This is a genomic window from Aeromonas sp. BIGb0405, from assembly GCF_024807335.1.
GTDB classification, from domain to species: Bacteria; Pseudomonadota; Gammaproteobacteria; order Enterobacterales; family Aeromonadaceae; genus Aeromonas; species Aeromonas rivuli.
This window is the reverse complement of sequence record NZ_JANUEP010000008.1, coordinates 69,139-91,938: the sequence shown is the minus strand read 5'-3', so window position 1 is coordinate 91,938 and position 22,800 is coordinate 69,139. Positions and strand designations below refer to the sequence as shown.

21 protein-coding genes and 2 pseudogenes are annotated in these 22,800 nt (G+C 61.6%); 10 read left to right on the top strand and 13 right to left on the bottom strand.

All coding sequences use genetic code 11. From position 1 onward, the window contains the following. Positions 1-16 precede the first annotated feature (16 nt). The 3 genes from M2366_RS16090 to bioH all read right to left on the bottom strand — a co-directional run bounded on the left by M2366_RS16090 (position 17) and on the right by bioH (position 1,699). Complete coding sequence (locus M2366_RS16090) at positions 17-556, bottom strand: hypothetical protein (protein ID WP_259270168.1); 540 nt, start codon at positions 554-556, stop codon at positions 17-19. Between the two features lie 40 nt (positions 557-596). Next, the gene (locus M2366_RS16085) at positions 597-842 is read right to left on the bottom strand and encodes a flagellar biosynthesis protein FlgE (RefSeq protein WP_259270167.1); all 246 of its coding nucleotides are present in this window, start codon (positions 840-842) and stop codon (positions 597-599) included. Positions 843-913: 71 nt separating this feature from the next. Then, complete coding sequence (gene bioH, locus M2366_RS16080) at positions 914-1,699, bottom strand: pimeloyl-ACP methyl ester esterase BioH (RefSeq protein WP_259270166.1); 786 nt, start codon at positions 1,697-1,699, stop codon at positions 914-916. Between the two features lie 32 nt (positions 1,700-1,731). On the opposite strand from bioH, the gene M2366_RS16075 reads away from it, so the two are divergent. Beyond that, positions 1,732-2,448: a ComF family protein gene (locus M2366_RS16075; RefSeq protein WP_042042651.1), complete on the top strand. Its 717-nt coding sequence runs from the start codon at positions 1,732-1,734 to the stop codon at positions 2,446-2,448. A 178-nt stretch (positions 2,449-2,626) separates the two neighbouring features. Then, a complete protein-coding gene (nfuA, locus tag M2366_RS16070; RefSeq protein ID WP_042042648.1) occupies positions 2,627-3,205 on the top strand; it encodes a Fe-S biogenesis protein NfuA in 579 nt (192 codons plus the stop codon). Positions 3,206-3,343: 138 nt separating this feature from the next. Here the strand turns inward: nfuA and gpsA are convergent, their stop codons facing one another. Genes gpsA through M2366_RS16055 form a run of 3 tightly spaced genes read right to left on the bottom strand, consistent with a single transcriptional unit; the run spans position 3,344 to position 5,298 of the window. Continuing rightward, on the bottom strand, positions 3,344-4,348 hold the full coding sequence (gene gpsA / locus M2366_RS16065) for an NAD(P)H-dependent glycerol-3-phosphate dehydrogenase (protein WP_259237120.1): 1,005 nt from the start codon (positions 4,346-4,348) through the stop codon (positions 3,344-3,346). A gap of 3 nt (positions 4,349-4,351) precedes the next feature. Further along, a complete protein-coding gene (gene secB, locus M2366_RS16060) occupies positions 4,352-4,822 on the bottom strand; it encodes a protein-export chaperone SecB (protein ID WP_042042645.1) in 471 nt (156 codons plus the stop codon). Positions 4,823-4,866: 44 nt separating this feature from the next. Beyond that, a complete protein-coding gene (locus tag M2366_RS16055; protein WP_005890807.1) occupies positions 4,867-5,298 on the bottom strand; it encodes a rhodanese-like domain-containing protein in 432 nt (143 codons plus the stop codon). Between the two features lie 347 nt (positions 5,299-5,645). Here M2366_RS16055 and gpmM point away from each other — a divergent pair, with 347 nt between their 5' ends. Further along, complete coding sequence (gene gpmM, locus M2366_RS16050; protein WP_042042644.1) at positions 5,646-7,175, top strand: 2,3-bisphosphoglycerate-independent phosphoglycerate mutase; 1,530 nt, start codon at positions 5,646-5,648, stop codon at positions 7,173-7,175. A 9-nt stretch (positions 7,176-7,184) separates the two neighbouring features. Beyond that, the gene (locus tag M2366_RS16045; RefSeq protein ID WP_259270165.1) at positions 7,185-8,579 is read left to right on the top strand and encodes a peptidoglycan DD-metalloendopeptidase family protein; all 1,395 of its coding nucleotides are present in this window, start codon (positions 7,185-7,187) and stop codon (positions 8,577-8,579) included. Positions 8,580-8,687: 108 nt separating this feature from the next. On the opposite strand, the gene M2366_RS16040 is transcribed toward M2366_RS16045, so the two are convergent. After that, positions 8,688-9,338: a Qnr family pentapeptide repeat protein gene (locus M2366_RS16040; protein WP_259270164.1), complete on the bottom strand. Its 651-nt coding sequence runs from the start codon at positions 9,336-9,338 to the stop codon at positions 8,688-8,690. An 86-nt stretch (positions 9,339-9,424) separates the two neighbouring features. Between M2366_RS16040 and M2366_RS16035 the strand changes: the two are divergent. Continuing rightward, positions 9,425-10,226: pseudogene (locus M2366_RS16035) on the top strand (LacI family DNA-binding transcriptional regulator). Positions 10,227-10,347: 121 nt separating this feature from the next. Here M2366_RS16035 and M2366_RS16030 read toward each other — a convergent pair. Both M2366_RS16030 and M2366_RS16025 read right to left on the bottom strand, forming a co-directional pair. Further along, entirely contained in the window at positions 10,348-10,989 is a 642-nt protein-coding gene (locus tag M2366_RS16030; protein ID WP_259270163.1) for a bifunctional 4-hydroxy-2-oxoglutarate aldolase/2-dehydro-3-deoxy-phosphogluconate aldolase, read from the bottom strand. A gap of 25 nt (positions 10,990-11,014) precedes the next feature. Continuing rightward, a pseudogene (locus M2366_RS16025) lies at positions 11,015-11,377 on the bottom strand (dihydroxy-acid dehydratase); the annotation flags it as partial. Between M2366_RS16025 and M2366_RS16020 the strand changes: the two are divergent. The 4 genes from M2366_RS16020 to M2366_RS16005 all read left to right on the top strand — a co-directional run bounded on the left by M2366_RS16020 (position 11,321) and on the right by M2366_RS16005 (position 17,371). After that, positions 11,321-11,533 carry a hypothetical protein gene (locus M2366_RS16020; RefSeq protein ID WP_404972805.1) on the top strand — a complete coding sequence of 71 codons (213 nt, stop codon included), beginning with the start codon at positions 11,321-11,323 and terminating at the stop codon, positions 11,531-11,533. The pseudogene M2366_RS16025 and the gene M2366_RS16020 sit on opposite strands and share 57 nt — an antisense overlap. Positions 11,534-11,680: 147 nt before the next feature. Further along, positions 11,681-13,030, top strand: coding sequence for a CDP-diacylglycerol--serine O-phosphatidyltransferase (gene pssA / locus M2366_RS16015; protein ID WP_259270162.1), 1,350 nt, complete (start codon positions 11,681-11,683; stop codon positions 13,028-13,030). Between the two features lie 157 nt (positions 13,031-13,187). Further along, on the top strand, positions 13,188-15,257 hold the full coding sequence (gene recG, locus M2366_RS16010; protein WP_259270161.1) for an ATP-dependent DNA helicase RecG: 2,070 nt from the start codon (positions 13,188-13,190) through the stop codon (positions 15,255-15,257). 56 nt (positions 15,258-15,313) lie between these two features. Continuing rightward, positions 15,314-17,371 (top strand): membrane assembly protein AsmA, encoded by a 2,058-nt coding sequence (locus M2366_RS16005; RefSeq protein ID WP_259270160.1) that lies wholly within the window; start codon positions 15,314-15,316, stop codon positions 17,369-17,371. 63 nt (positions 17,372-17,434) lie between these two features. Here M2366_RS16005 and M2366_RS16000 read toward each other — a convergent pair whose 3' ends face one another. Further along, positions 17,435-18,337, bottom strand: coding sequence for a bifunctional GNAT family N-acetyltransferase/hotdog fold thioesterase (locus M2366_RS16000; RefSeq protein ID WP_259270159.1), 903 nt, complete (start codon positions 18,335-18,337; stop codon positions 17,435-17,437). 51 nt (positions 18,338-18,388) lie between these two features. Between M2366_RS16000 and M2366_RS15995 the strand changes: the two genes are divergently transcribed. Further along, the gene (locus M2366_RS15995; RefSeq protein ID WP_259270158.1) at positions 18,389-19,042 is read left to right on the top strand and encodes a spermidine synthase; all 654 of its coding nucleotides are present in this window, start codon (positions 18,389-18,391) and stop codon (positions 19,040-19,042) included. A gap of 6 nt (positions 19,043-19,048) precedes the next feature. Here M2366_RS15995 and dtd read toward each other — a convergent pair whose 3' ends face one another. The 3 genes from dtd to typA all read right to left on the bottom strand — a co-directional run bounded on the left by dtd (position 19,049) and on the right by typA (position 22,635). Continuing rightward, on the bottom strand, positions 19,049-19,486 hold the full coding sequence (gene dtd, locus M2366_RS15990; protein ID WP_259270157.1) for a D-aminoacyl-tRNA deacylase: 438 nt from the start codon (positions 19,484-19,486) through the stop codon (positions 19,049-19,051). 202 nt (positions 19,487-19,688) lie between these two features. Continuing rightward, positions 19,689-20,561 carry a virulence factor BrkB family protein gene (locus tag M2366_RS15985; RefSeq protein ID WP_224431473.1) on the bottom strand — a complete coding sequence of 291 codons (873 nt, stop codon included), beginning with the start codon at positions 20,559-20,561 and terminating at the stop codon, positions 19,689-19,691. Between the two features lie 262 nt (positions 20,562-20,823). After that, complete coding sequence (gene typA, locus M2366_RS15980; RefSeq protein WP_042042628.1) at positions 20,824-22,635, bottom strand: translational GTPase TypA; 1,812 nt, start codon at positions 22,633-22,635, stop codon at positions 20,824-20,826. Between the last annotated feature and the right edge of the window lie 165 nt (positions 22,636-22,800).

The window sequence follows — 22,800 nt, the reverse complement described above, 5'->3', positions numbered from 1 at the left end:
TCATGGCAACGCCAGTTCAGATTTTCAGATCGAACTGCTGGGGCGTGGCGGGTCGGCTGGCCGTGCGATAGCGCTGAGCGATGGCCTGGCTGCGTATCTCCATGTAGGCATTCAACACCCCGCCTTGCATGCCGGGATGAGCATATTGGCCAACCCGGGTTGGTAACCCACCACCGAACACCAACGACGAGGCGATCCCGTGGCTGCCCCTCTGATCCCCTGCCCGCTCGGCATCTTGATGACTCTCCCGATGCGTCCCTTGCTGGCTGCCCTGGCCGTCCTGATGCCCACGCTCATCGACCCGCTGAGGTAGCGAGTGAGGAGCCGAGGAGAGGGTGCCCGCCCCCTCCCGCATCGCACCGTCACGGAGCAACCCCTGGCGGAGGGTCTGCCTCTCCTGATCCTGCTGACTGGCCGATTTCTGGCTGCCGCTAGCGGCAGCACCCTGAGGGGGCTGGGGGATCAGTTCGGCGCGGCGATTGTCGGTGCGCGCCGCTTCCGTCTGAGGTTGCAGCGCGTTGGGCAGGCTGGGGGGAAGTGTGACGTTGAGGCTCATGATAGTGCTCGGCCACCCCAAGGGTGGCCAAGCAGGCCTCTTAGACCCGAATGTCGATCAGACTGCCGAGCATGTCACTGGCCGTCTGGATCACCCTGGCCGAGGCACCGGCCTGCAGCTCACCGAGCTTGAGGTTGATCAGCTCGTCGGTGAGCGCCACCGGGGCCGCCTCGGGTTCAGGCCGCGCCACACTGACGCTGGCAATGGCCTCGCTTGCCTGGTCAACCCTCTGCTCGGCCCGCTGATATCCCTGCAGGCCAGTGGTAAAGGCGGAATCAATTTGCATGGTGCTATCTCCCTGACAGTGGAGTAAGTATCCACCGCCTCGCGGGATTATCAAAGCATGGCGCTCGATTTTTAATCAGCGCAGTCAGCCCCCATGGCGAGCCACTCCCTCAGACCGCTGACAAAAGGCTCAGGGTGAGAAATAAAGGGAGCATGGGAGGCCTTGGCCAGTATCTGGCTCTCGCTGCGAGGATAGCGTTCATCGAGCAGCGCAATGCTGGCCCTGGGCACCAGGGAGTCGAGGCGACCATAGACTCGTAGCCAGGGCAGAGCCAGCTGCGCCAGCTCCTCGCGCAAGTCCACCTCGGCCAGCATGGTCAGGCCCGCCGTGAGAGCAACCAGCTGCGGCGCAGGCCGCTGCGCCAACCACTGTTTCAACTGGCGGATATCGTCCCGGGCATGTTCGCTGCCCATGGCCTGAATGGCCAGGAAGCGCTCCACCGTCTGGCGAAAATCCCCCCCCAGCGCCGTCATGAAACCCTCCAGCACCTTGGGAGCTATACCGGGCCACTCCTCTCGCGCCATGAAGCAGGGGGAGCTGGCAACGGTGATGAGGGAGGCGACCCGCTCCGGTGTATCGAGGGCAATGCGGCTCGCCACCAGACCACCGAGGGACCAGCCGAGCAGGTGGGCGCGCGGCGGCAATACCGCGGCGACCTGCCGCGCCAGCCAGTTGAGGTCATAATCCACCCCCTCGGCCAGCGGGCTGGCGCCAAAGCCGGGCAAGTCGATCAGATGCAACCGAAAATGCGGGCTGAGCAGGGGGGCTATCCCGTGCCAGACGGCACCATTCATGCCCCAACCATGCAACAACACCAGATCTGGCCCCTGACCGAGGCGCTCCACCACTATGCTCATCAGACTCCCTCACATCCATTCATTGGGGTCGCATGTTAAAGCGCCTGCTCGCCAAAGCAAGTCCGATCCTCGGTACCCCGGTCGACTGGTTGGGACTCTGCCTGCTCTGTCGACAACCCTGTGACACCGATCCCCTGCTCTGCCACTGGTGTCGTACCAGCCTGCGCCAGCAAGAGCATCGCTGCCGACTCTGTGCCACCCCTCTCGAAGAGAGGTGGCCACTCTGTGGCCGCTGTCAGCGCAGGCCGCCCCCCTGGGACAGGTTGCAAGTCATAGGGGACTATCTGCCGCCCTACCCCTGGCTTATTCCTCGCCTGAAATATGGTGGCGACTTGCTGCTGGCCCCCCTGCTCGCCAGGCTGCTGGCCGATCACCTGACCCTGGAGGATCCCCCCGAGGCCATCATCCCGGTGCCCTTGCATTGGTGGCGCCAGTGGCGCCGTGGTTTCAATCAGGCCGAGCAGCTGGGTCTCTGTCTGAGCCGTTTAACCGGCATCCCTCTCGATCTTCGGGTCATTCGCCGCATCCGGGCGACCCCTCAGCAGACCCAGCTCAGCGCCAGCCAGCGCCGCCGCAATCTCAAGGGGGCCTTCCACATCGCTCCCCATCACTACCAGCATGTCGCCCTGCTCGACGATGTGGTCACGACGGGTGCTACGGCGGGTCAGCTCACCCGCCTGCTCCATGAGAGCGGGATAGCAAGAGTCGAGGTGTGGGCGCTGTGCCGTACCCTGCCCCATGTCAAGTAACGCCGGTCCTGTGAGCCAACCGGAACAGTGGCAACATAACAGTGCCATCGGGCGGCGTGAGGTGTAGATCCTGCGTGCCATGGCTGCGCGTCCAAGCCTTGAACACGCGCTATCCAAGGGGCGGCAACCGCGTTATCATGAATACCCTAGTCGTACACTCAGGTTTATGAGGATAGTGATGATCAGCATTTCCGACACCGCCCAGGCGCATTTCCGCAAGCTGCTGGAAAATCAGCCTGATGGCACCAACATCCGGGTGTTTGTGGTCAATCCGGGAACCCAGAACGCCGAGTGCGGCGTCTCTTACTGCCCACCGGATGCGGTGGATCCGGAAGATCAACACCTCCCTTACAGCGGCTTCGACTGCCTGGTCGATCCCCTGAGCGCCCCTTACCTGGTCGATGCCACCATCGACTTCGTCACCGATCAGATGGGCTCCCAGCTCACCCTCAAGGCACCCAACGCCAAGATGCGCAAGGTGGCCGACGATGCCCCCCTGGCCGATCGCATCGAATACGTGCTGATGTCAGAGGTCAACCCCATGCTGGCCGGTCACGGTGGCAAGGTGACCTTGATTGACATCACCGACGACAAGCTGGCGATTTTGCAGTTCGGTGGTGGTTGCAACGGCTGTTCACAGGTGGATTACACCCTGAAAGAGGGGATCGAGAAGCAGCTGCTGGAGAAATTCCCGGGCGAGCTCAACGGCGTCAAAGATGCCACCGAGCACCAGCGTGGCGATCACTCCTACTATTGATAGCGCAGGCATGAGTACCCCTGTGCTCATGTCCGTTATCCATTGAGGTTGCCCTGCCCCCTCGTACATTACCCATGAAAAAGCCCCGCCAATTTGGCGGGGCTTTTTGCTATCGGATATGCCGGGATCAACCAGGGATCATTCGTCGCGCTTGTCGCGACTGAGCAAGGCGATGGCAGCCTCTTTCGGGTTGCGGCCCTGATAGAGCACCTGGAAGATCTGCTCGCAGATGGGCATCTCGACCCCGTAACGGGCCGCCAGCAGATGCACTTCCTTGGTGTTGCGATAGCCTTCCACCACCTGACCGATCTCGGCCATGGCGGTATCCACCTCTTTACCGGCCCCGAGCGCCAGACCGAAGCGGCGGTTGCGGGACTGGTTGTCGGTACAGGTCAGCACCAGATCCCCGAGCCCCGCCATCCCCATAAAGGTCTTGGCATCGGCACCCAGGGCCGCACCGAGGCGCTGCATCTCCACCAGACCCCGGGTGATGAGCGCGGTTCTGGCGTTGGCGCCAAAACCCAAGCCGTCGGAGAGGCCGGCGCCGATGGCGATGACGTTCTTGACCGCCCCCCCCAGTTGCAGACCGATGAAGTCCGGATTGGTATAGACCCGGAATGATCGGCCGCAATGGAGCAGATGGGAGAGGTCGTCGGCGAAATCGTCGTGGGTCGAGGCGACCGAGATGGCCGTCGGCAAACCGGCGGCCAGCTCTTTGGCGAAGGTAGGACCCGAGATGACCGCCAGCGGTATCTCCTCCCCCAGTATCTCGCGGGCCACATCCTGCAGCAGCCGGCCGCTGTCCGGCTCCAATCCCTTGGTGGCCCAGGCGATACGAGTATCGGGACGCAGGAAGGGTTTGATCTCGGTCAGCACCTGGCCAAAGACATGACTCGGCACCACCAGCAGCAGCACGGGAGCGGCTTGTACCGCCTGCTCGAGATCCGCGCTCAGCTGCAGCGTAGCGGGGAAGGGCACATCCGGCAGGAAGGCCTTGTTGCAACGATCGGCTTCCAACACGGCGACATGAGCCGGATTATGGCCCCATAGCAGGGTCGAATGACCGTTACGGGCCAGAGAAATGGCAAGGGCGGAGCCATAAGACCCCGCCCCCAACACCGAAATCGCGATCGGGTCGGCCATTGATCAGGCTTCCGCTGTTGCCTGTTGAACCTGAGCCTGTGCCATGTGCTGGGCAAACAGGGCATCGAAGTTGACCGGTGCCAGGTTCAGCTGCGGGAAGGAACCCTTGCTGACCAGGTTGGCCACGGCTTCGCGGGCATAAGGGAACAGAATGTTCGGGCAGAAAGCGGCCAGGCAATGCGCCAGCTGTGGCTCCGGCAGGTTGCCGATGCTGAAGATACCGGCTTGCTGCACTTCACACAGGAAGGCGGTCTCGGTTTCCAGCTTGCAGGTGACGGTCAGGGTCAGTACAACCTCATACACGCCGTCAGCCAGGACGCTGGTCTTGGTGTCCATGTCCAGCTTGACGTCCGGTTGCCACTCTTTCTGGAAGATGTGCGGCGTGTTCGGCGCTTCGAAGGAGACATCCTTGGTGTAAACACGCTGGATGTGGAATTCCGGTTGTACTTCCTGGTTGTTGATTTCGTCAGCCATTCTTTTGATTCCTTTGATAAAAATGTTGGGCGCACGCCCTTAAATCAGCGTTTTTTGGTTACCGGCAGATTGTCTGCACGCCATTGGGCCATGCCACCGCTGAGCACATACACCTGCTTGAAGCCGGCCTTGCTCAACTGACGGGCCGCGCCACCAGCGGTCATCCCCGACTCGCACACCACTATGATGGGGGCATCTTTATGCTTTTCAACCGCGCCCAGATTATTGGCCTGGATCTGGCTGGCGGGCAGGTGCTGGGCACCGGCCAGATGACCCTTGGCATATTCGTCCTGGCTACGGGTATCAACCACGATGGCGTTCTCACGGTTGATGAGCAGCGTTGCACCGTGGTTATTTACCGTTTTAACCGGAGAGAGGCTGGCACGTACCGTGGTGTAGATCAGGGTGCCCGCCAGACCCAACCAAGCCGCCGACAACAGCGGATTGCGGGTCGCAAAATCCAAATACTCTTGCATCTTTTACTATCCAAAGACCGAGACAAGTGGCCGAGTATACATGGGCCCCCAGTGAAGATCAGCCATCTTGGCGGCAAAGCGAGAGCGGGCTCCCATCAAGGTGCCGCCTCGGGCCACCTCCCCCTCAATGGGCCGTCTTCTATATAAGGAGGGAGGCTTGATGGTCATCTTGGGCAACGGGATAACCCTCGATAGACAAGCTGACAACATGCCGAAAACGGCTCGATAACAGCGAAAAATCCAAGGGGGAGAGGCGCTTGGGGATCAGGTGACTATTTCGGCAGATGTAGTAATATTACGCTAGTTTCGATTCCCCAGTTCATTCCTATCCGAGAGGACATAGCTTTATGTCAACAGCGAAAAAACCCCTGGTTTTGGTCATCATGGACGGTTGGGGCTACAGCACCAAGCAAGAGCACAATGCCGTTGCCGCCGCCAAGACCCCGAACCTGGACCGCCTGGCCCATGACTACACCAGCACCCTCATCTCAGGCTCCGGCCTGGACGTGGGCCTGCCCGATGGCCAGATGGGCAACTCCGAAGTGGGCCACGTCAACATTGGCGCCGGTCGCATCGTCTATCAAGAATTGACCCGTATCTCCAAGGACATTGCTGAAGGTACTTTCTTCAATAACGTCGAGCTGGGCAAAGCCGTCGACAGCGCCGTCAGCAACGGCAAGGCCGTGCACATCATGGGCCTGATGTCTCCGGGTGGCGTACACAGCCATGAAGAACACATCATGGGTATGATCGAGATGGCCGCCAAGCGTGGCGCCGAGCAGATCTACTTCCACGCCTTCCTGGATGGCCGCGACGTCCCGCCGCGCTCCGCCCAATCCTCCATCGAGCAGTTCGATGCCCTGTTTGCCCGTCTGGGCAAGGGTCGCTTCGCCTCCATGATCGGCCGCTACTTCGCCATGGACCGCGACAACCGCTGGGATCGCGTGCAGCAAGCCTATGACCTGATGACCCAGGGCAAGGGCGAGTTCACCGCCGACAACGCCAGCGACGCCCTGGCCGCCGCCTATGCCCGCGACGAGAACGACGAGTTCGTCAAGGCCACCCGCATCGGTGCCGCCGCGCCCATGAACGACGGCGATGCGCTGATCTTCATGAACTTCCGTGCCGACCGTGCCCGCGAAATCACCCGTGCCTTCGTCGATAGCGATTTCACCGGCTTTGCCCGCGAAGCGACCCCGGCCCTGAACTTCGTGATGCTGACCGAATACGCGGCCGACATCAAAGCCGTCTGCGCCTATCCGCCCACCGCGCTGGTCAACACCCTGGGTGAGTGGCTGGCCAAGCAGGGCAAGACCCAGCTGCGCATCTCCGAAACCGAGAAGTACGCCCACGTCACCTTCTTCTTCAACGGTGGCGAAGAGGCCTGCTTCCCCGGCGAGGATCGCGAGATCGTCGCCAGCCCGAAAGTGGCCACCTATGACCTGCAGCCGGAGATGAGCTCGGAAGAGCTGACCGACAAGCTGGTCGGCGCCATCAAGAGCGGCAAGTACGATGTCATCATCTGCAACTACCCGAACGGCGACATGGTCGGCCACACCGGTGTGTTCGATGCCGCAGTCAAAGCCTGTGAAGCCGTTGACCACTGCATCGGCCGCGTCACCGAAGCCCTGGCGGAAGTGGGTGGCGAATGCCTGATCACCGCCGACCATGGCAACGCCGAGAAGATGCTGGACGAAGAGACCGGTCAGGCCCACACCGCCCACACCAACCTGCCGGTGCCGCTCATCTATTTCGGCCGCAAGGCTGAAGTGGCGCAAGACGGTAAATTGTCCGATCTGGCCCCGACCATGCTGACCCTCATGGGTCTGCCGGTGCCGCCGGAAATGACTGGCAAGCCCCTGATGATTCTGAAATAATCCTGCCCCATGCGGGGATGCGGATATATTTCACTCAAAACCAGTCGCGTCTGCCTGTTGGCAGGCGCGCTGTTTTTTGCGTTTGGCCCGGCCCCTGTGTCGGCAGCCAACGAACTCGGTCAGATGCAGTCCCAGATAAAGGATCAGCGCAAGACCATCAAGCTCAGCAAGGGCGAACTCGCCAAGCTCAACAATCAGTTGAAGCAAGATGAGCAATCCATTTCCGCGGCGGCCGCCAAACTCAACGAAACCAGGCGGCAGCTGCAGCAGAACCAGCGCAAGCTGGTTGAACTGCAACAGAACAAGAGCGAGCTGGAGCAAGAGGCCAAGCACCAGAAGCAACTGCTGGCCAAACAGGCCGAGAGCGCCTTCCAGGCCGGTAATCACGACTATCTCAAACTGCTGCTCAATCAGCAGGATCCGGCCAAGATCAGCCGCTCCCTCGACTATTATGACTACCTCAACAAGGCGCGCATCGAGGCCATCGATGCCCTGAGAGCCACCCGCACCAAGCTCGCCAAGAACCAGCAAGCCACCCAGCAGACCGAACAGGCACTGCAGAGCCTGCTTGGCGAGCAGCAAGAGCATCACCAGAGCCTGCTGGCCAGCCAGCAGAGCCGCGCCAAGGTGCGCAACCAGCTGCAGCAATCGGTACAAAATGACGAACAGAAGCTGACCAAGCTGGTCAAGGCGGAGAAAGCCCTGAAGGCCCGGCTGGAAGAGCTGCGTCGCCAGCGGGAAGAACAGGAACGCCGTGAACGGGCCGAGCGGGAGCGACTGGCCAAGCTGAAGGCCGAGCAGGAGCGCCAGCGCCGTCTGGAGGCGCAACGCCTGGCCGCCGAGCAGAAGCGGATTGCCGAACAGCAGCGGATCGCGGCCGCGCAGCAGAAGGTCGGCGAACAGAAGCGGCTCGCCGCCGAGCAGCAGCGAGTCGCCGCGCAACAAGGCAGGGTTGCACAGCAGCAAGCCACCGCCCGCAACAGCGCCAAGGCAAGTGCCAACGGCTATGGCGGCCTCAGCACCAACGGCAGCCTGCGCTGGCCGGTGCAGGGCCCCATCCTCATCTCTTACGGCTCCCAGCGCACCGGCCAGCTCAAGTGGAAAGGCACCCTGATCGGTGCCAACGAGGGGGCTCAGGTCAAGGCAGTGGCGCCGGGGCAGGTGGTCTATGCTGACTGGCTGGATGGCTTCGGCATGTTGTTGGTGATTGACCACGGAAAGGGCTACATGAGTCTGTATGGCCATAACCAGTCGCTGCTACGCCAGACCGGTCAGAAGGTAGAGCAGGGTGAGCCCGTCGCCTTGGTCGGTGACAGCGGTGGCCAGGACAGGCCCGGTCTCTACTTCGAAATCCGCTACCAGGGCGAGGCGATCAACCCCAGCAAGTGGCTGGCGCGCCGCTAAGACCACTCATCAGTTCACACCAAGAGCCCGCGACTGCGGGCTCTTTGTTGTCTACCGCTCCCCGGCTGACGAGGGCGACATGTTGAAAGATGACGGAGTGACTAGGGCTCAGGGGAAGACCTGGATACCCAGGGTCTCCAGCAGGCCCTGCTGCTGGTACTCGCTGATCTGGACCCCCTGGAGATCAACCCGGCGCAGATCCAGGCCGGGCAGATCGCAGCCACGCAGATCGCAGCCGGTGAGTGTGACACTCTGCCAGTCAAATTGGCCAAACTCCCCATGACTCATATCCGAGCCCGCCAGGGAAGCCCCTCTCAGGTTCGCGTTCTGCCAGCGGTTGTTGCTCAGCTCGCAACGCTCCAGCAGACAGGACTCCAGATTGGCGAAGCTGAAGTTGTTGCCGGTCAGATAGGCCTCGCAGAAGTAGCTCTTGGGGGTGATCTGGTTGGCGAAGCTGGCCTGGGCGAGATTGATGCCCACCGCCTGGCAGTCGCGCATCTCCAATCCCAGGCACTGGCTGCGGCTAAGATCCGCCAGGGTGAGATCGCAGCGCAAGAAACTGGCCTCACGCAGATCGCAACCCTGCAGCAGGCAGTGCTGCTCCGTCTCCCTGTCATAGAAGCGACACTCCACGAAGCGGCACTCCCGCAGATCCAGCCAGGAGAAGTTGCACCCCAGGAAGAGGCAGTGCTCGAATTGCTCCCCTTCCACCTCATCGGCCTCGAACCTGTGCCCCTGGAATGTCTTGCCCTTCTCCATGATTCTCTCCTCTTCACTGGCGTCATATGCTAACTTTTTGCGCAAAAACGGTAATGTTACACGTAGCATTACCCCGGGATCCCATCATGAACGACAGCCGTAAACGCCGCCCTACCCTGCAGGACATTGCCGATCTGACCGGCGTGACCAAGATGACGGTGAGCCGCTACCTGCGCGATCCCCAGGCCGTGGCCGAGGCTACCCGGAGCGGGAAGAGGAGCAGGTGGCCTCCCTGCTCTCCTATCATGTGGATGCCTTGATCCTCTCGGACAGCCTGCATACCCCCCGCACCCGCAAGATGATTGCCACCGCCGGCATCCCGGTGGTGGAGACCATGGATCTGCCGGAGCAGCCCATCGATCTGGTGGTCGGCATGGATCACCGCGCCGCCGCCCGGGCCATGGTAACAGAGATGCTCAGCCGGGGCCGCCGTCGTCCCATCTATCTGGGAGCCCGACTCGATGTGCGTACCCGACTGCGGATGGAGGGTTATTACCAAGCCATGGCGGAGGCTAATCTGCCCGGTCGCCACCTGCTGACCGAGCGCGCCTCCAGCTTCGCCCTGGAGGGGAACTGCTGGAGCAGGCCCTGGCCGAGTATCCGGATCTCGATGGCCTCTACTGCACCAACGACGATCTCGCGGTCGGCGCCCTGCTGCGCTGCCAGGCACTGGGCATAGCGGTACCAGAGCGGCTCGCCATCGCCGGCAGCAATGCCCTAGACATTGGCCGCGCCATGAGCCCCAGCCTGGCCAGTATCATTACCCCCCGTGAAGCCATGGGGCGCGAGGCCGCCACCCTGCTGATGGCGAGGCTCGCCGGCAACCCCGTGCCCCAGACCCGGATCGATCTCGGTTTCACCCTCTATCCAGGTGACAGCCTGGGCTAAATTCCCCTCATCCACAGCACGCAGGGTCGCACGCAACATAAAAGAGAGGCCACCCTGGGGTGGCCTCTCTTGTGGGGTGCCGTCACGGACCCGGGGAGATGGGCTCTTGATCAACGCTTGCTTAGCGTGCCACCAAGGCAACCGCCTCGCAGGAGAGGCGGGTCACCTCTGCCCAGTTGCCACTCTTGAGCGCCTCGGCCGGCAGCATCCAGGAGCCGCCGACGGTGGCGACGCACTTCAGGGCCAGGTAGTCGGCGACATTGTGCGGGCCTATGCCGCCTGTGGGGCAGAAGCGGATCTGCGGCAGGGGCGCGGCGATGGCGGCAAGCGCCTTGGTGCCGCCGTTGGCCTCGGCCGGGAAGAATTTCAGGTGGTCGTAGCCCGCTTCCAGCGCCTGCATCACCTCAGACGGGGTGGCCACCCCCGGGATCAGTGGCGCCGTGCCGCTGGCGCCATGGGCCAGCAGTGCCGGTGTCATGCCCGGGGAGATGACGAAGCGCGCCCCGGCGGCCACAGCGGCATCATACTGGGCACTGTTGAGCACAGTACCGGCGCCCACCATGGCGTCCGGCATCGCCTCGGCGATCAGCTTGATGGCCTCCAACGCCACCGGGGTACGCAGGGTGATCTCGAACACCGAGATGCCACCGGCCAGCAGGGCCCTGGCCATGGGCAGCGCCTGATCCAGTTCATTGATGACCATGACGGGCACCAGCGGAGAGGCGGCGAACACCTCGGCAGGGGTCAGTTTCCAGTTTTTCATCATCTTTTCCTTATTCGACTCGTCATTACTCGAAAATGGTGGCGCCACACTCGGCGCTCGATACGGTGCGACGCATCACACTGAACAGTTCACGGCCCCACCCCTCTTGCTCAAGGGTGAGATCAATCTCGGCCTGGGTGCGGCCAGTCAATTCGGTCAGGCAGTCAAGGCGGCCAGTCTCTGCATCCAGACGCAGCATGTCGCCGTCCTGCAACAGGCCGATGGCGCCGCCATGCAGCGCCTCCGGCGTGACGTGGATGGCGGCCGGTATCTTGCCGGAGGCGCCGGAGAGGCGACCATCGGTGACTAGGGCGACCTTGTATCCCGCCTTCTGCAAGTTGCCGAGCACCGGCATCAACATGTGCAACTCGGGCATGCCGTTGGCTCCATCGTGCTGTCCCACGTCAACGACTCCGGCTTCTGGCTGGCGAACCGTTATCTGGGGCTCTCCGAGAAGCAGACACTGCAGACCTGGACGGTGATGGAGACCATCATCGGCACCACGGGCGGCGTGGTCGCCATGATCATTTTCAGCCTGCTTTAAGCACAAGCCTGTCAATAAAAGGCCTCCATCCTGAGGCCTTTTTCACCTTTCTGATGATTGTTGCTTTGGCTGAGGGGGTGAGATTGCTAGAATCGCCTATTCGTCGCCCCGAGTGGAACGCTTAACTCAGTGATATCAGGTTTCTCTATGCATTCATCGGCCCATTATCGACACCTGTTGGCGAACTTGCCCCAGATTGCCGTCGCCGCACAACAGTTCCAGACACTCTACAGTGCCCGGGATTTCAAGAGCCGGACCCTGTCGCTTATCCAGCACGCCCGTCAGCGCATCTATCTGGTCGCCCTCTACCTGCAAGATGACGAGGCTGGCCGTGAAATCATGGCCGCCCTCTACGCCGCCAAACAACGCAATCCAGCCCTCGACATCAAGCTGTTCGTCGATTTTCACCGTGCCCAGCGCGGCCTGATCGGCAAGGGCAAACAGGGGGGCAACCATCTGATGTATCAAGAGATGGCTGCCCAGTATCCGTACCAGATCGAAACCTATGGCGTACCGGTCAAGGGGCGCGAGCTGCTGGGGGTGCTGCATCTCAAGGGCTTCATCTTCGATGACACCCTGCTCTATTCCGGTGCCAGCCTGAATGACATCTATCTGCATCAGCAGGAACGTTACCGCTTCGACCGCTACCACCAGATAGAGAGCACAGAGCTGTGCCGCGCCATGGTCAACTACGTGGATGACCAGTTCGTCGCCAATCCCGCCGTGCAGCGCCTCGACAGTGCCGAGATCCCGACGGCCAAGCAGCTCAAGGGACCTATCCGCCGCTTCAAGATGAGCCTGCGCCAGAGCCAATATCGCTTCAACACCAGCAAGGCCGATGGCCAGCAGATCGCCATCACGCCGCTGGCGGGCCTGGGCAAGCGCAACAACCTGCTCAACCGCACCATTCGTAATCTGGTGCGCGCCACCGAGCGGGAGATCTTTATCTGCACCCCCTATTTCAACCCGCCCAAGGAGCTGAACAAGGACATAGAGTCCCTGCTCAACCGGGGTTGCAAGGTGACCATAGTGGTGGGTGACAAGACGGCCAACGACTTCTTTATCCCCCCCGGTGAGAAGTTCAGCACCATCGGCGGCCTGCCCTATCTGTATGAGACCAATTTGCGCAAGTTCGCCGAGCGCAATCAGCATCACATCGATGCGGGTCGACTCAACCTCATGCTGTGGCGTCATGAGCGCAACTCCTATCACCTCAAGGGCATCTTCGTCGATGAGGAGTGGGCCCTGCTCACCGGCAACAACCTCAACCCGCGCGCCTGGGCGCTGGATCTCGAGAATGGCCTGCTCATTCAGGACAGGGATCGCCAGCTGGCCGAACAGTTTGCCACCGAGAAGGCCAACATACTGGCCAACACCAGCCGCATCGGCAACTACAGCCAGGTGGAAGAGCCCAAGGACTACCCGGAGCAGGTGCGCAAGCTGCTGGCCCGGATCCACAGGGTCAAGGCGCACCTGTTGTTGAAACGCATTATCTGATCCCCTGCCCATGCTGCGCCTAACACCAAAGGCCTGCCGTTTTCGGCAGGCCTTTGTCATGGCGGCTGGCTGCTTGTCGCTGCAACGCGGCTTGCACCGCAACCTCAATAACCCCTATCATCTGGACATATTTACAGTATTCGCGGGCATCTAATTGATGAAATTGGATAAAATTCCTCTCGATAGCCTGAAGGGCGTCGGCAGCAAGATGCAGGAGAAGTTCGAGCGGCTCGGACTGGCCACCGTGCAGGATCTGCTGTTCCACCTGCCCCACCGCTACGAAGATCGCACTCAGGTGTGGCCCATCGGCGATCTCATTCCCGGTCTACATGGGGCGGTCGAGGGAGAGATCCAGGATACCCAGCTGGTGATGGGCCGTCGCCGCATGCTGGTGTGCCGCATCAGCGACGGCACCGGCTCCCTCACCCTGCGATTCTTCAATTTCACCGCCGCCCAGAAAAACAGCCTGGCCCAGGGCAGACTCATCCGTTGCTTCGGCGAGACCCGACCCGGCAAGTTCGGCCTGGAGATGGCCCACCCCGAATACAAGCTGCTCGGTGAGGAGCAGGCTGGCCAGACCGAAGAGGCGCTCACCCCCGTCTATCCTGCCACCGAGGGGCTGCGTCAGCTCACCCTGCGCAATCTCACCGATCAGGCTTTGCTCTTGCTGGCGCAACACGGGGTGGAAGAGCTGTTGCCCGCCGGTCTCTATCCCCAGCAGACGGATCTGGCTGCCGCCCTGCAACTGCTGCACAGGCCACCCCCCTCGGTCGCCCTGGATCAACTCGACAGCGGTCAACATCCGGCCCAGCGCCGTCTGGTGCTCGAAGAGCTGCTGGCCCACAACCTGTCGATATTGAAAGTTCGGGCCCAGGCCCAGACCCAGCATGCCCACGCCCTGGCGCCCGCCCCCGAGCTGGTTCAGCGTCTGCTGGGTGCCCTGCCCTTCAGCCCCACCGGCGCCCAGAGCCGGGTAGTGGCGGAGATAAGCCACGATCTGCAACAGAGCCATCCCATGATGCGGCTGGTACAGGGGGACGTGGGCTCGGGCAAGACCCTGGTGGCGGCCTTGGCGGCACTGCAGGCCATCGGCAGCGGCTGCCAGGTGGGATTGATGGCGCCGACCGAGCTGTTGGCCGAACAACACGCCATCAACTTCAATCACTGGCTGGCTCCCCTGGGGATCCAGGTCGGCTGGCTGGCGGGCAAGCAGAAAGGCAAGGCGAGGGAGGAGGCGCTCGCCGCCATTGCCGATGGCAGCGTGCGCATGATTGTCGGCACCCACGCCATCTTCCAGCAGCAGGTGGTGTTCGAGCGCCTCGGGCTGGTCATCATAGACGAACAGCACAGATTCGGGGTGCATCAGCGCCTCGCCCTGCGCGAGAAGGGAGAGCGGGAGGGGGTCCACCCCCACCAGCTCATCATGACCGCAACCCCCATTCCCCGCACTCTGGCCATGACCGCCTATGCGGATCTCGATACCTCCGTCATCGATGAACTGCCGCCGGGCCGCACTCCAGTCACCACTGTCGCCCTGCCGGACAGCCGCCGTGGCGACGTGATAGAGCGGGTCAAGCTCGCCTGCCAGGAGGGCAAGCAGGCCTACTGGGTCTGCACCCTGATCGAGGAGTCCGAGGTGCTCGAGTGCCAGGCCGCCGAGGATACCGCCAGCGAGCTGCAGACCCTGCTGCCCGGCCTGCATATCGGTCTGGTCCACGGCCGGATGCGCCCCATCGAGAAGCAGCGGGTCATGGAGGAGTTCAAGGCGGGCATATTGCAGCTGCTGGTCGCCACCACCGTCATCGAGGTGGGGGTGGATGTGCCCAACGCCAGCCTGATGATCATCGAGAACCCGGAGCGACTGGGGCTGGCCCAGTTGCATCAGCTGCGGGGCCGGGTCGGCCGGGGATCGGTTGCTTCCCACTGCGTGTTGCTCTATCACGCCCCGCTATCCAAGACGGCCCAGAGCCGGCTCGGGGTGTTGCGGGAGACCAATGACGGCTTCCTGATCGCCCAGCGGGATCTGGAGTTGCGTGGCCCCGGCGAGCTGCTCGGTACCCGCCAGACCGGCTTGGCGGATCTCAAGATAGCCGATCTGGTACGCGACCAGGCGCTCATTCCCCAGGTGCAGAAGCTGGCCCGCTATCTGATGGATCAGCACCCTGATCATGTCGAGCCCCTGATCCGCCGCTGGCTGGGTCTGCGGGATCACTACTCCAATGCCTGACCCCGGGGAGCCCCACTCTGTTGCCACTTAATCTGATGCCAAGGAGGCTGTGACTCATGAATGCCTGGTTACGCGCCCTGCTCTACACGCTCGCTTTCCTGTTGCTGTTCGTCTGGATGGGACTGGGGCTGTTCGATGCCGAGCGTGCCAAGGACCCCATCGCCAACTGGCTCAGCCGCCAGACCGGTGAACCCGTGGCCATAGGCCGGCTGGTGTTCAACCCGCTCCACCCCTATACCCTGCTGGCGGAACAGGTGAGCTATGGCGAGGCGGTCAAGTTTGACAAGGTCTACATCGAGGTCGACAGCATAGACTGGCTCAGCCGGGATGTGCGCCTCGCCCATCTGGACCTGATCAAGCCCAGCATCCGCTGGCCACTGCCCAACCAGCTGCCGAGCCTGCCGCTGCGATCCCTCACAGTGCAAGACAGCAAGATTGACGGGCTCAACCTCATCAGCGATGGGCTCAAGCTGCAGGGGGCCAGCGCCACCCTGAGCAACTGGCAGCTGCTCAGCCCGGGCCAACCCGTGCTGGCGGATCTCTCGCTCAACATCAACCGGCTGGAGACGCCCAAACTGACCCTGACCCGCCTGGCGCTGGCTGGCAAGCTGCAGGGCCAGGTGCTGACCACGGATCGACTGGTGACTCAGTTGTTTGACGGTGTCGCCGAGGCTGGCGTGGTGCTGGACTGGCCCGCCCGCAGCCTGCGCCTGCAGGATCTCAAGGCCAGGGGATTGCGCATCGAGCTGGCGGACCTTGGCGACCAACCCTGGCCCCTGCGCCGGGTCAGTCTGGATCGCGGCGACTTCCAGCATGTCAGTCTCAACTCCCTGACCGACGAGTTCTCCCTCAATGACTTCAATGGTGAATTGAGCCAGTTCGAGTGGCAGAGGGGCAGCGCGGCCAGCGGCCAGCTGCTCGGCAGTCTGGGAGATGCGGGGCGCGGCCTATTTCAGCTGGAAGATATCGAGGGGCAGCTGAGCTTCTCCGGTCAGCAGATCAACGCCACTCTCAAGGGCAAAGGCTATGACGGCAGCTTCGACGCCATGTTCAGCCTGGATCCCGATCGCCAGCAGTTGCGCCTGCGCCAGCTGAGCCTGACTGGCATGGACATCAGCCTGCCCCAGGGGTGGTGGCAAGCCTGGCAGGCCGCGCGTCCAGCGCGGCTCGAGATAAGCCAGCTTCACTTCGACAAGCTGAGGGTGCTCTCCTTCGATGAGGCTCTGCCACTCTCCCTGAGCGGCTGGAACCTGGATCTGCAGCAGCTGGGGCTGGATGGCAGACAGCCCCTGGCCCTGAGCGAGCAGGGTGCGCTCAACAGCGATTGGATTGAGCTGGCCTGGGATGGCCTCTCGGCCCGCAATGGTCAGCTGGCCCTCAGCGCGGCCCCCGGGCTCTGGCAGCTGAGCAAGCTCAGCAGCCAGTTGCCCGATGAGGGCAGTCTGGCTATCAATGGCCAGTGGAGCCGCGAGGCGCAAGTCCCATCCAGCCTCACCCTCAAGGGCGAAAAACTGGATCTGGCTCAATGGGGCAAGCTGCTCCACAGCCCGCTCTCCTTTGCCGGCAAGGCCGATCTCGCCATGGATCTGCAAGCCAGCTTGCCAGAGTGGCGCACCAGCCTGAGCGGCACCCTGAGCCTGGATGCCAAGGACCCCTTCTGGGACGGTGTGAAACTGGATCCTCTCCTCGATGAGTGGTTTGCCCAAGCCACGCCCCCGGGCCTGAGTCAGGACGCCCTTTGGCAAGCCATGCAGGGGGGCGATACCCCCTTCTACCAGCTAGCCCTGGCCGCAACGATTCAGGGGGGCAAGCTACAACTGACCCGCGGCGGCGCCTCCACCATCACCCACTTGCTCGCCTTGAGCGGCGGTCTGGATCTGGGCGGCGATCTGTGGCAACTCGACATAGGCGCCCTCAATCGAGAGGGGTGCGCCGAGCTCATCGGTCAATGGCGCGGTCCGCTCGCGGCCCCCGAACTCGCCTGGCAGTTCAGTGCAGCCAAGGCAAATTGCGACTGGCAGGTTGGGGTCAGCTACCCTGCTCAGGGGCGCGACACCCCGCTCCATCGCCCCCCAACCCCCGATAGTCCGTCGGCGACGAACTCAGGTGGCTGAGCCCTGCAGATGCTCTCCCCATCAGCACAGAGGCCTCCCAGGGGAGGCCTCTGTGCTTGCGTCCTAGCTGCGCTTCGCTGGCTGCACCACATAGCGGCCGAGGAACTCGGCGGCGAGCTGGCTGCCGCTGAACAGCTTTATTTTGAGGCTGAACTTGGCCGATTTCCCCTCCCGCAACGGTTGCAGCACGGCGGGCATCCCCTCACGAGCGACCCTGGCCTCCGGCTCCTTTGTCACCGGGCGGTAATACTTGATATCTCCCTCCGCCAGCACGGTATCACCGACCAGTCCCTCTTCCTTCAGTTGCAGCCAGATCAGGCCCCAGCCTGCCAGCACGCACTGGCTATAGATGCTGCCGGCGAACATGGTCTCATGGACATTGAGGTTGGCCGCCAGATTGGCCTTGAGATGGAAGGTCTGGCCGTCGTAATGGGTGATGTGTACCCCCATCTTTTCGCTGATGGGAATGCCCCTCGCCCAGCGGGTGGTGAGATCCTGGCACCATTGGGGTCTGTACTCTATGGTCTGCAGCGGGCTCAGGGACTTGATCATCTGACGGTGGGGAATACGACCGAACGAGACGGGGCCCTCACCCACCTCGATGAAGCCGCATCTGCGATAGAACTCCACCGCCTCCTGGCGGGCATTCATCACCAGTCGCTTGACCTTCTCCTCACAGGCGAGCTGTTCCAGATCCGCGACCATGCGCATCCCCAGCCCCTGACCACGGTACTCGGGCAGCATGGCCATGAAGCGGATCTGGGCCTCGTCCCCACCCACGAACAGGCGGCCCACGGCGATGGGGGTACCATCGGGGGCCAGCATCATGCGATGAATGGCGACTGAGTCATATTCGTCTCGCTCGGAGCCAGGGGGAAAGTTGAATGGCTTGCGCAGCAGTTCCCAGCGCAGCTGGTAATAAGCATCCAGCTCTGACTCTGTTTGAGGGGTTACCACCCGGTACATAGCGACATCCTTGGGTTACACTGGTCGAAAGCCATCTTGCCGTGCAATTTCATGGACTTCAATCTACAGACGTATCAGGCCGAACAGTTATTACATCTGGGAGTCAGTCCGAGCCGCCGTATCTGCGTTCAGCAAAATAGCGCTCATCGCTGGCTGGAGATAGATGGCGTGGTGCAATCCGCCATGGTGCGCACCGCCCCGCAACAGCTCTGTCTGCCCCACCAGCAAGCCATCGCCAACCTGCTGCCAGCAAGGGCCGAACGCATACTTGAGCTGGGTCTCGGCGGCGGCGACATAGGCCGTCACCTGCTGGGTCGCTGGCCAGAGGCCAGCCTCGACAGCGTGGATCTCGACGCCGAGGTGATCAGCCTCTATCGCGACTTCTTCATGACGACGGGAAGTGCGGAGCGCCAGTGCCTGCATCAGGCCGATGCCCTCGCCTTCCTGCTCGAACAGAGCGGTGACTACGATCTCATCCTGGTGGACTTGTTCAGTCAGGACGGCAACCCGCCCCTGCTGTTCAGCCCCCACTTCTATCAAGCCCTGGCGAGTCGACTGCGCGGTGAACTCATCATCAATCTGCTGCCCAGAACCGGACGAGAGCTGGATCAGGTGCTGCTGCTGGTCGAGCGCTGGATAGGCCAGCCGCAGTTGAGAGGAGTGCCGGGTTGCATCAACCAGATAGTCCATGCTCGCCAAGCCTGAGAAGCCTCATACCTGCAACCAGAAGGTGACGGGGCCATCGTTGAGCAGTGCCACCTTCATGTCGGCGGCGAATCGCCCGGTCTCGGTCCGCAGACCCGCCCCCCTGGCCTGGTCGATAAAGTATTCATAGAGCCTGTTGGCCTCCTCCGGCCTGGCGCCCCCCGAGAAGCTGGGCCTCATCCCCTTGCCGGTGTCCGCCGCCAGGGTAAATTGGGATACCACCAGCAGACTGCCCCCCACCTGGCTCACATTGAGATTCATCCTGCCGTTCTCGTCGGAGAAGATGCGATAGCCGCTCACCTTGTGCAGCAGCTTGTCGGCCTTGCCCTCATCATCACCTTGCTCCACCCCGAGCAACACCAGCAAGCCCTGCTCTATGGCGCCAACCACCTCTCCCTCAACGGTAACGCTGGCCTCGCTAACCCTTTGAATCAATGCAATCATCCGCGACTCCTTTGCCTGGTACAGCTTGAAATGAAACGACCGCCCCGGGGCGGTCGTCCATGTTACCAACAAGAGGCCGAGTCAGCCCAGTTCCTCAATGGCCGGCTTCTCATCCCCCCGAGACAGGCCGTGGTCTCGGCAGCGAGCTGAACAAGCTCACATAGCCAGACAAACAGGATAGGCCCGGAGGGCGCCTGTCGAGCTAGCCCAGCTCTTCAGCGCCCGGCTTCTCGTACTCTCCCAAGCAGGCGGTAGTCTCGGCGCCCAGTAGTACCACCAGCCAGCTTAAGTACACCCAGACAAAGAGGATGGGGATCGTCGCCAAGGCACCATAGATGGCCTGATAAGAGGGGAAATTGGTGATGTAGAGCGCAAAGCCACGCTTGGCTAACTCAAACAACACGGCCGCGACCAGGGCACCGACCAGGGCGTGGGAGAGCCGCACCTTGCAGTTGGGCACCACAGTATAAATAAGCAGAAAACCAATGACGGAGAAGAGGAAAGGCAGGCCCCGCAGCAGCCAGTAACCGACCCCGAACAGCGCCTCTCCCTGGAAGATCCGCAGCGAGATGATATAGGAGGAGACGGCAATGCTGGCCCCGATGAGCACAGGGCCCAGGGTCAGGATCATCCAGTACATGGCGAATGCCTGGCCGAGGGGCCTGCCCCGGGTAGAGCGCCAGATGTAGTTGAGGTTCTTGTCGATGGCCGAGATGAGCATCAGCGCCACCACCACCAGCGCCCCTATCCCCACGGCCGTGGTATTGGTGGCATTGGCAACGAAGCCATCGATGTACTGCTTGAGGGCATCTCCCGCCGTCGGCACGAAGTTGGCGTAGACGAACTGCTCCATCGCCTGCTTGATCCCTTCAAACACCGGGAAAGCCGACATCATGCCAAACACGACCGCTATCATGGGCACCAGGGAGAGCAGGGTCACATACGCCAGATAGCCCGCGGTGACCGTCAGCCGGTCTTGTTGAAAACGACCCCAGACGAAGTGGGCAAAGTGGCGGCCATCATGGCGCAAGAACGCGGAGGCGTGCGCCAGTTGCTGGCGAAAGTGATGTTGCATAGTAACGTCCTACGAGACTGATTCTGCCCCCTATTGTGTCAGACTCGCCAGGGGATTGCCCGATCCCAGATAAAATGAGTCCTGTTTCCGACCCGGCGGCGTCATCTCGGCGACTGCCCCGATGAGGGTCGACAATCCCGGATCACCACCCCATTCCCGGCTCCTTCCTTGGCATGCACCCATAAAAAAATCCGAACACCAGAGGTGTTCGGATTTTTTATCACCACCATCAGGCCGGATTAGCGGCATGATGGGAGAGAGATCAGGCGCGACCGGAGCGCTTGCGATCCATCTCGGTCAGCAGCTTCTTACGAATACGTACTGCCTTGGGAGTGATCTCTACCAATTCATCGTTGTCGATGAACTCGAGAGCCTGTTCCAGGGTCATGCGGATCGGCGGAGTCAGCACTTGAGCTTCATCGGTACCGGAGGCACGCATGTTGGTCAGCTGCTTGCCCTTCAGGCAGTTCACTGTCAGATCGTTGGAACGGGAGTGAATACCGATCACCTGGCCTTCGTACACTTCGGTCGCGTGACCGATGAACAGACGACCACGGTCTTGCAGACCGAACAGGGCGAAGGTCAGGGCCTTACCGGTGGCGTTGGAGATCAGCACGCCGTTCTGACGCTCGCCGATGCTGCCACCCTTGTGCGGGCCGTAATGGTCGAAGGTGTGGTACAGCAGACCGGTACCTGAGGTCATGGTCAGGAATTCGGTCTGGAAACCGATCAGGCCACGGCTCGGGATCATGAAGTCAAGACGGACACGACCCTTGCCATCCGGGGTCATGTTGGTCATCTCGCCCTTACGCAGGCCGAGTTGCTCCATGACAGAACCCTGGTGCGTCTCTTCCACGTCCACGGTAACGGTTTCGAACGGCTCGTGCAGGACGCCGTCGATGGTGCGCAGGATAACTTCCGGACGGGATACCGCCAGCTCGTAACCTTCGCGACGCATGTTTTCGATCAGGATGGACAGGTGCAGTTCACCACGGCCGGAGACGCGGAACTTGTCCGGATCTTCAGTCTCTTCCACGCGCAGGGCCACGTTGTGGACCAGTTCATGGGTCAGACGCTCCATGATGTTGCGGGAGGTCACGAACTTGCCTTCTTTACCGGCGAACGGTGAGGTGTTGACCTGGAAGGTCATGTTCACGGTCGGCTCGTCAACGGAGAGCGGCGGCAGGGCTTGGACAGCATTGTTGTCACAGATGGTGTCGGAGATTTTCAGCTCGCCCAGACCGGTGATGGCAATGATGTCGCCCGCTTGCGCGTCGGCCACTTCGGTACGGGACAGACCCAGGTAGCCCAGTACCTGACCCACTTTACCGGTCCGGTTCTTGCCGTTGGCACCGACGATGGTGACTTGCTGGTTGGTTTTGACGCGACCACGGGTGATACGGCCGATACCGATAACACCGACGTAGGAGTTGTAGTCCAGCTGGGAGATCTGCATCTGGAAGCCGCCGTCGACATCAGCCGCAGGTGCTTCCACGTTGTCAACGATGGCCTGGAACAGGGGTTCCATGTTGTCGGACTCAACGCTTTGGTCCATGGTGGCCCAACCGTTCAGTGCAGAGGCGTAGACAACTTTGAAGTCCAGCTGCTCATCGGTGGCACCCAGGTTGTCGAACAGATCGAAGACCTGATCCATTACCCAGTCAGGGCGAGCACCCGGACGGTCGATCTTGTTGATGACGACGATCGGCTTCAGACCCTGGGCGAATGCTTTCTGGGTGACGAAACGGGTTTGCGGCATTGGGCCGTCAACGGCGTCAACCAGCAGCAACACGGAGTCAACCATGGACATGACACGCTCTACTTCACCACCGAAGTCGGCGTGACCCGGGGTATCAACGATGTTGATGCGGTAGTCGTTCCAACGGATTGCAGTGTTCTTGGCGAGAATGGTAATACCACGTTCTTTTTCCAGATCGTTGGAATCCATCAGACGCTCTTGACCATCAGTGGTACGGTCGAGGGTTCCAGACTGCTGCAGCAGTTTATCAACCAGGGTAGTTTTGCCGTGGTCTACGTGCGCAATAATCGCAATATTGCGTAAATTCTCTAACATTCTCGCCTCAATCACCGGGTAAAATTGGGCGCTAATTGTACTCTCGCCTTTGTGATCTGCCTAGCAGAATCGCAGTAGATTCACGCACTGCAATGGATCTGGATCATAGACCCGCGCCAACAAGCCTGTTTATATGGGGGTTCCTGCCCTCTTGCACTTGTTTGG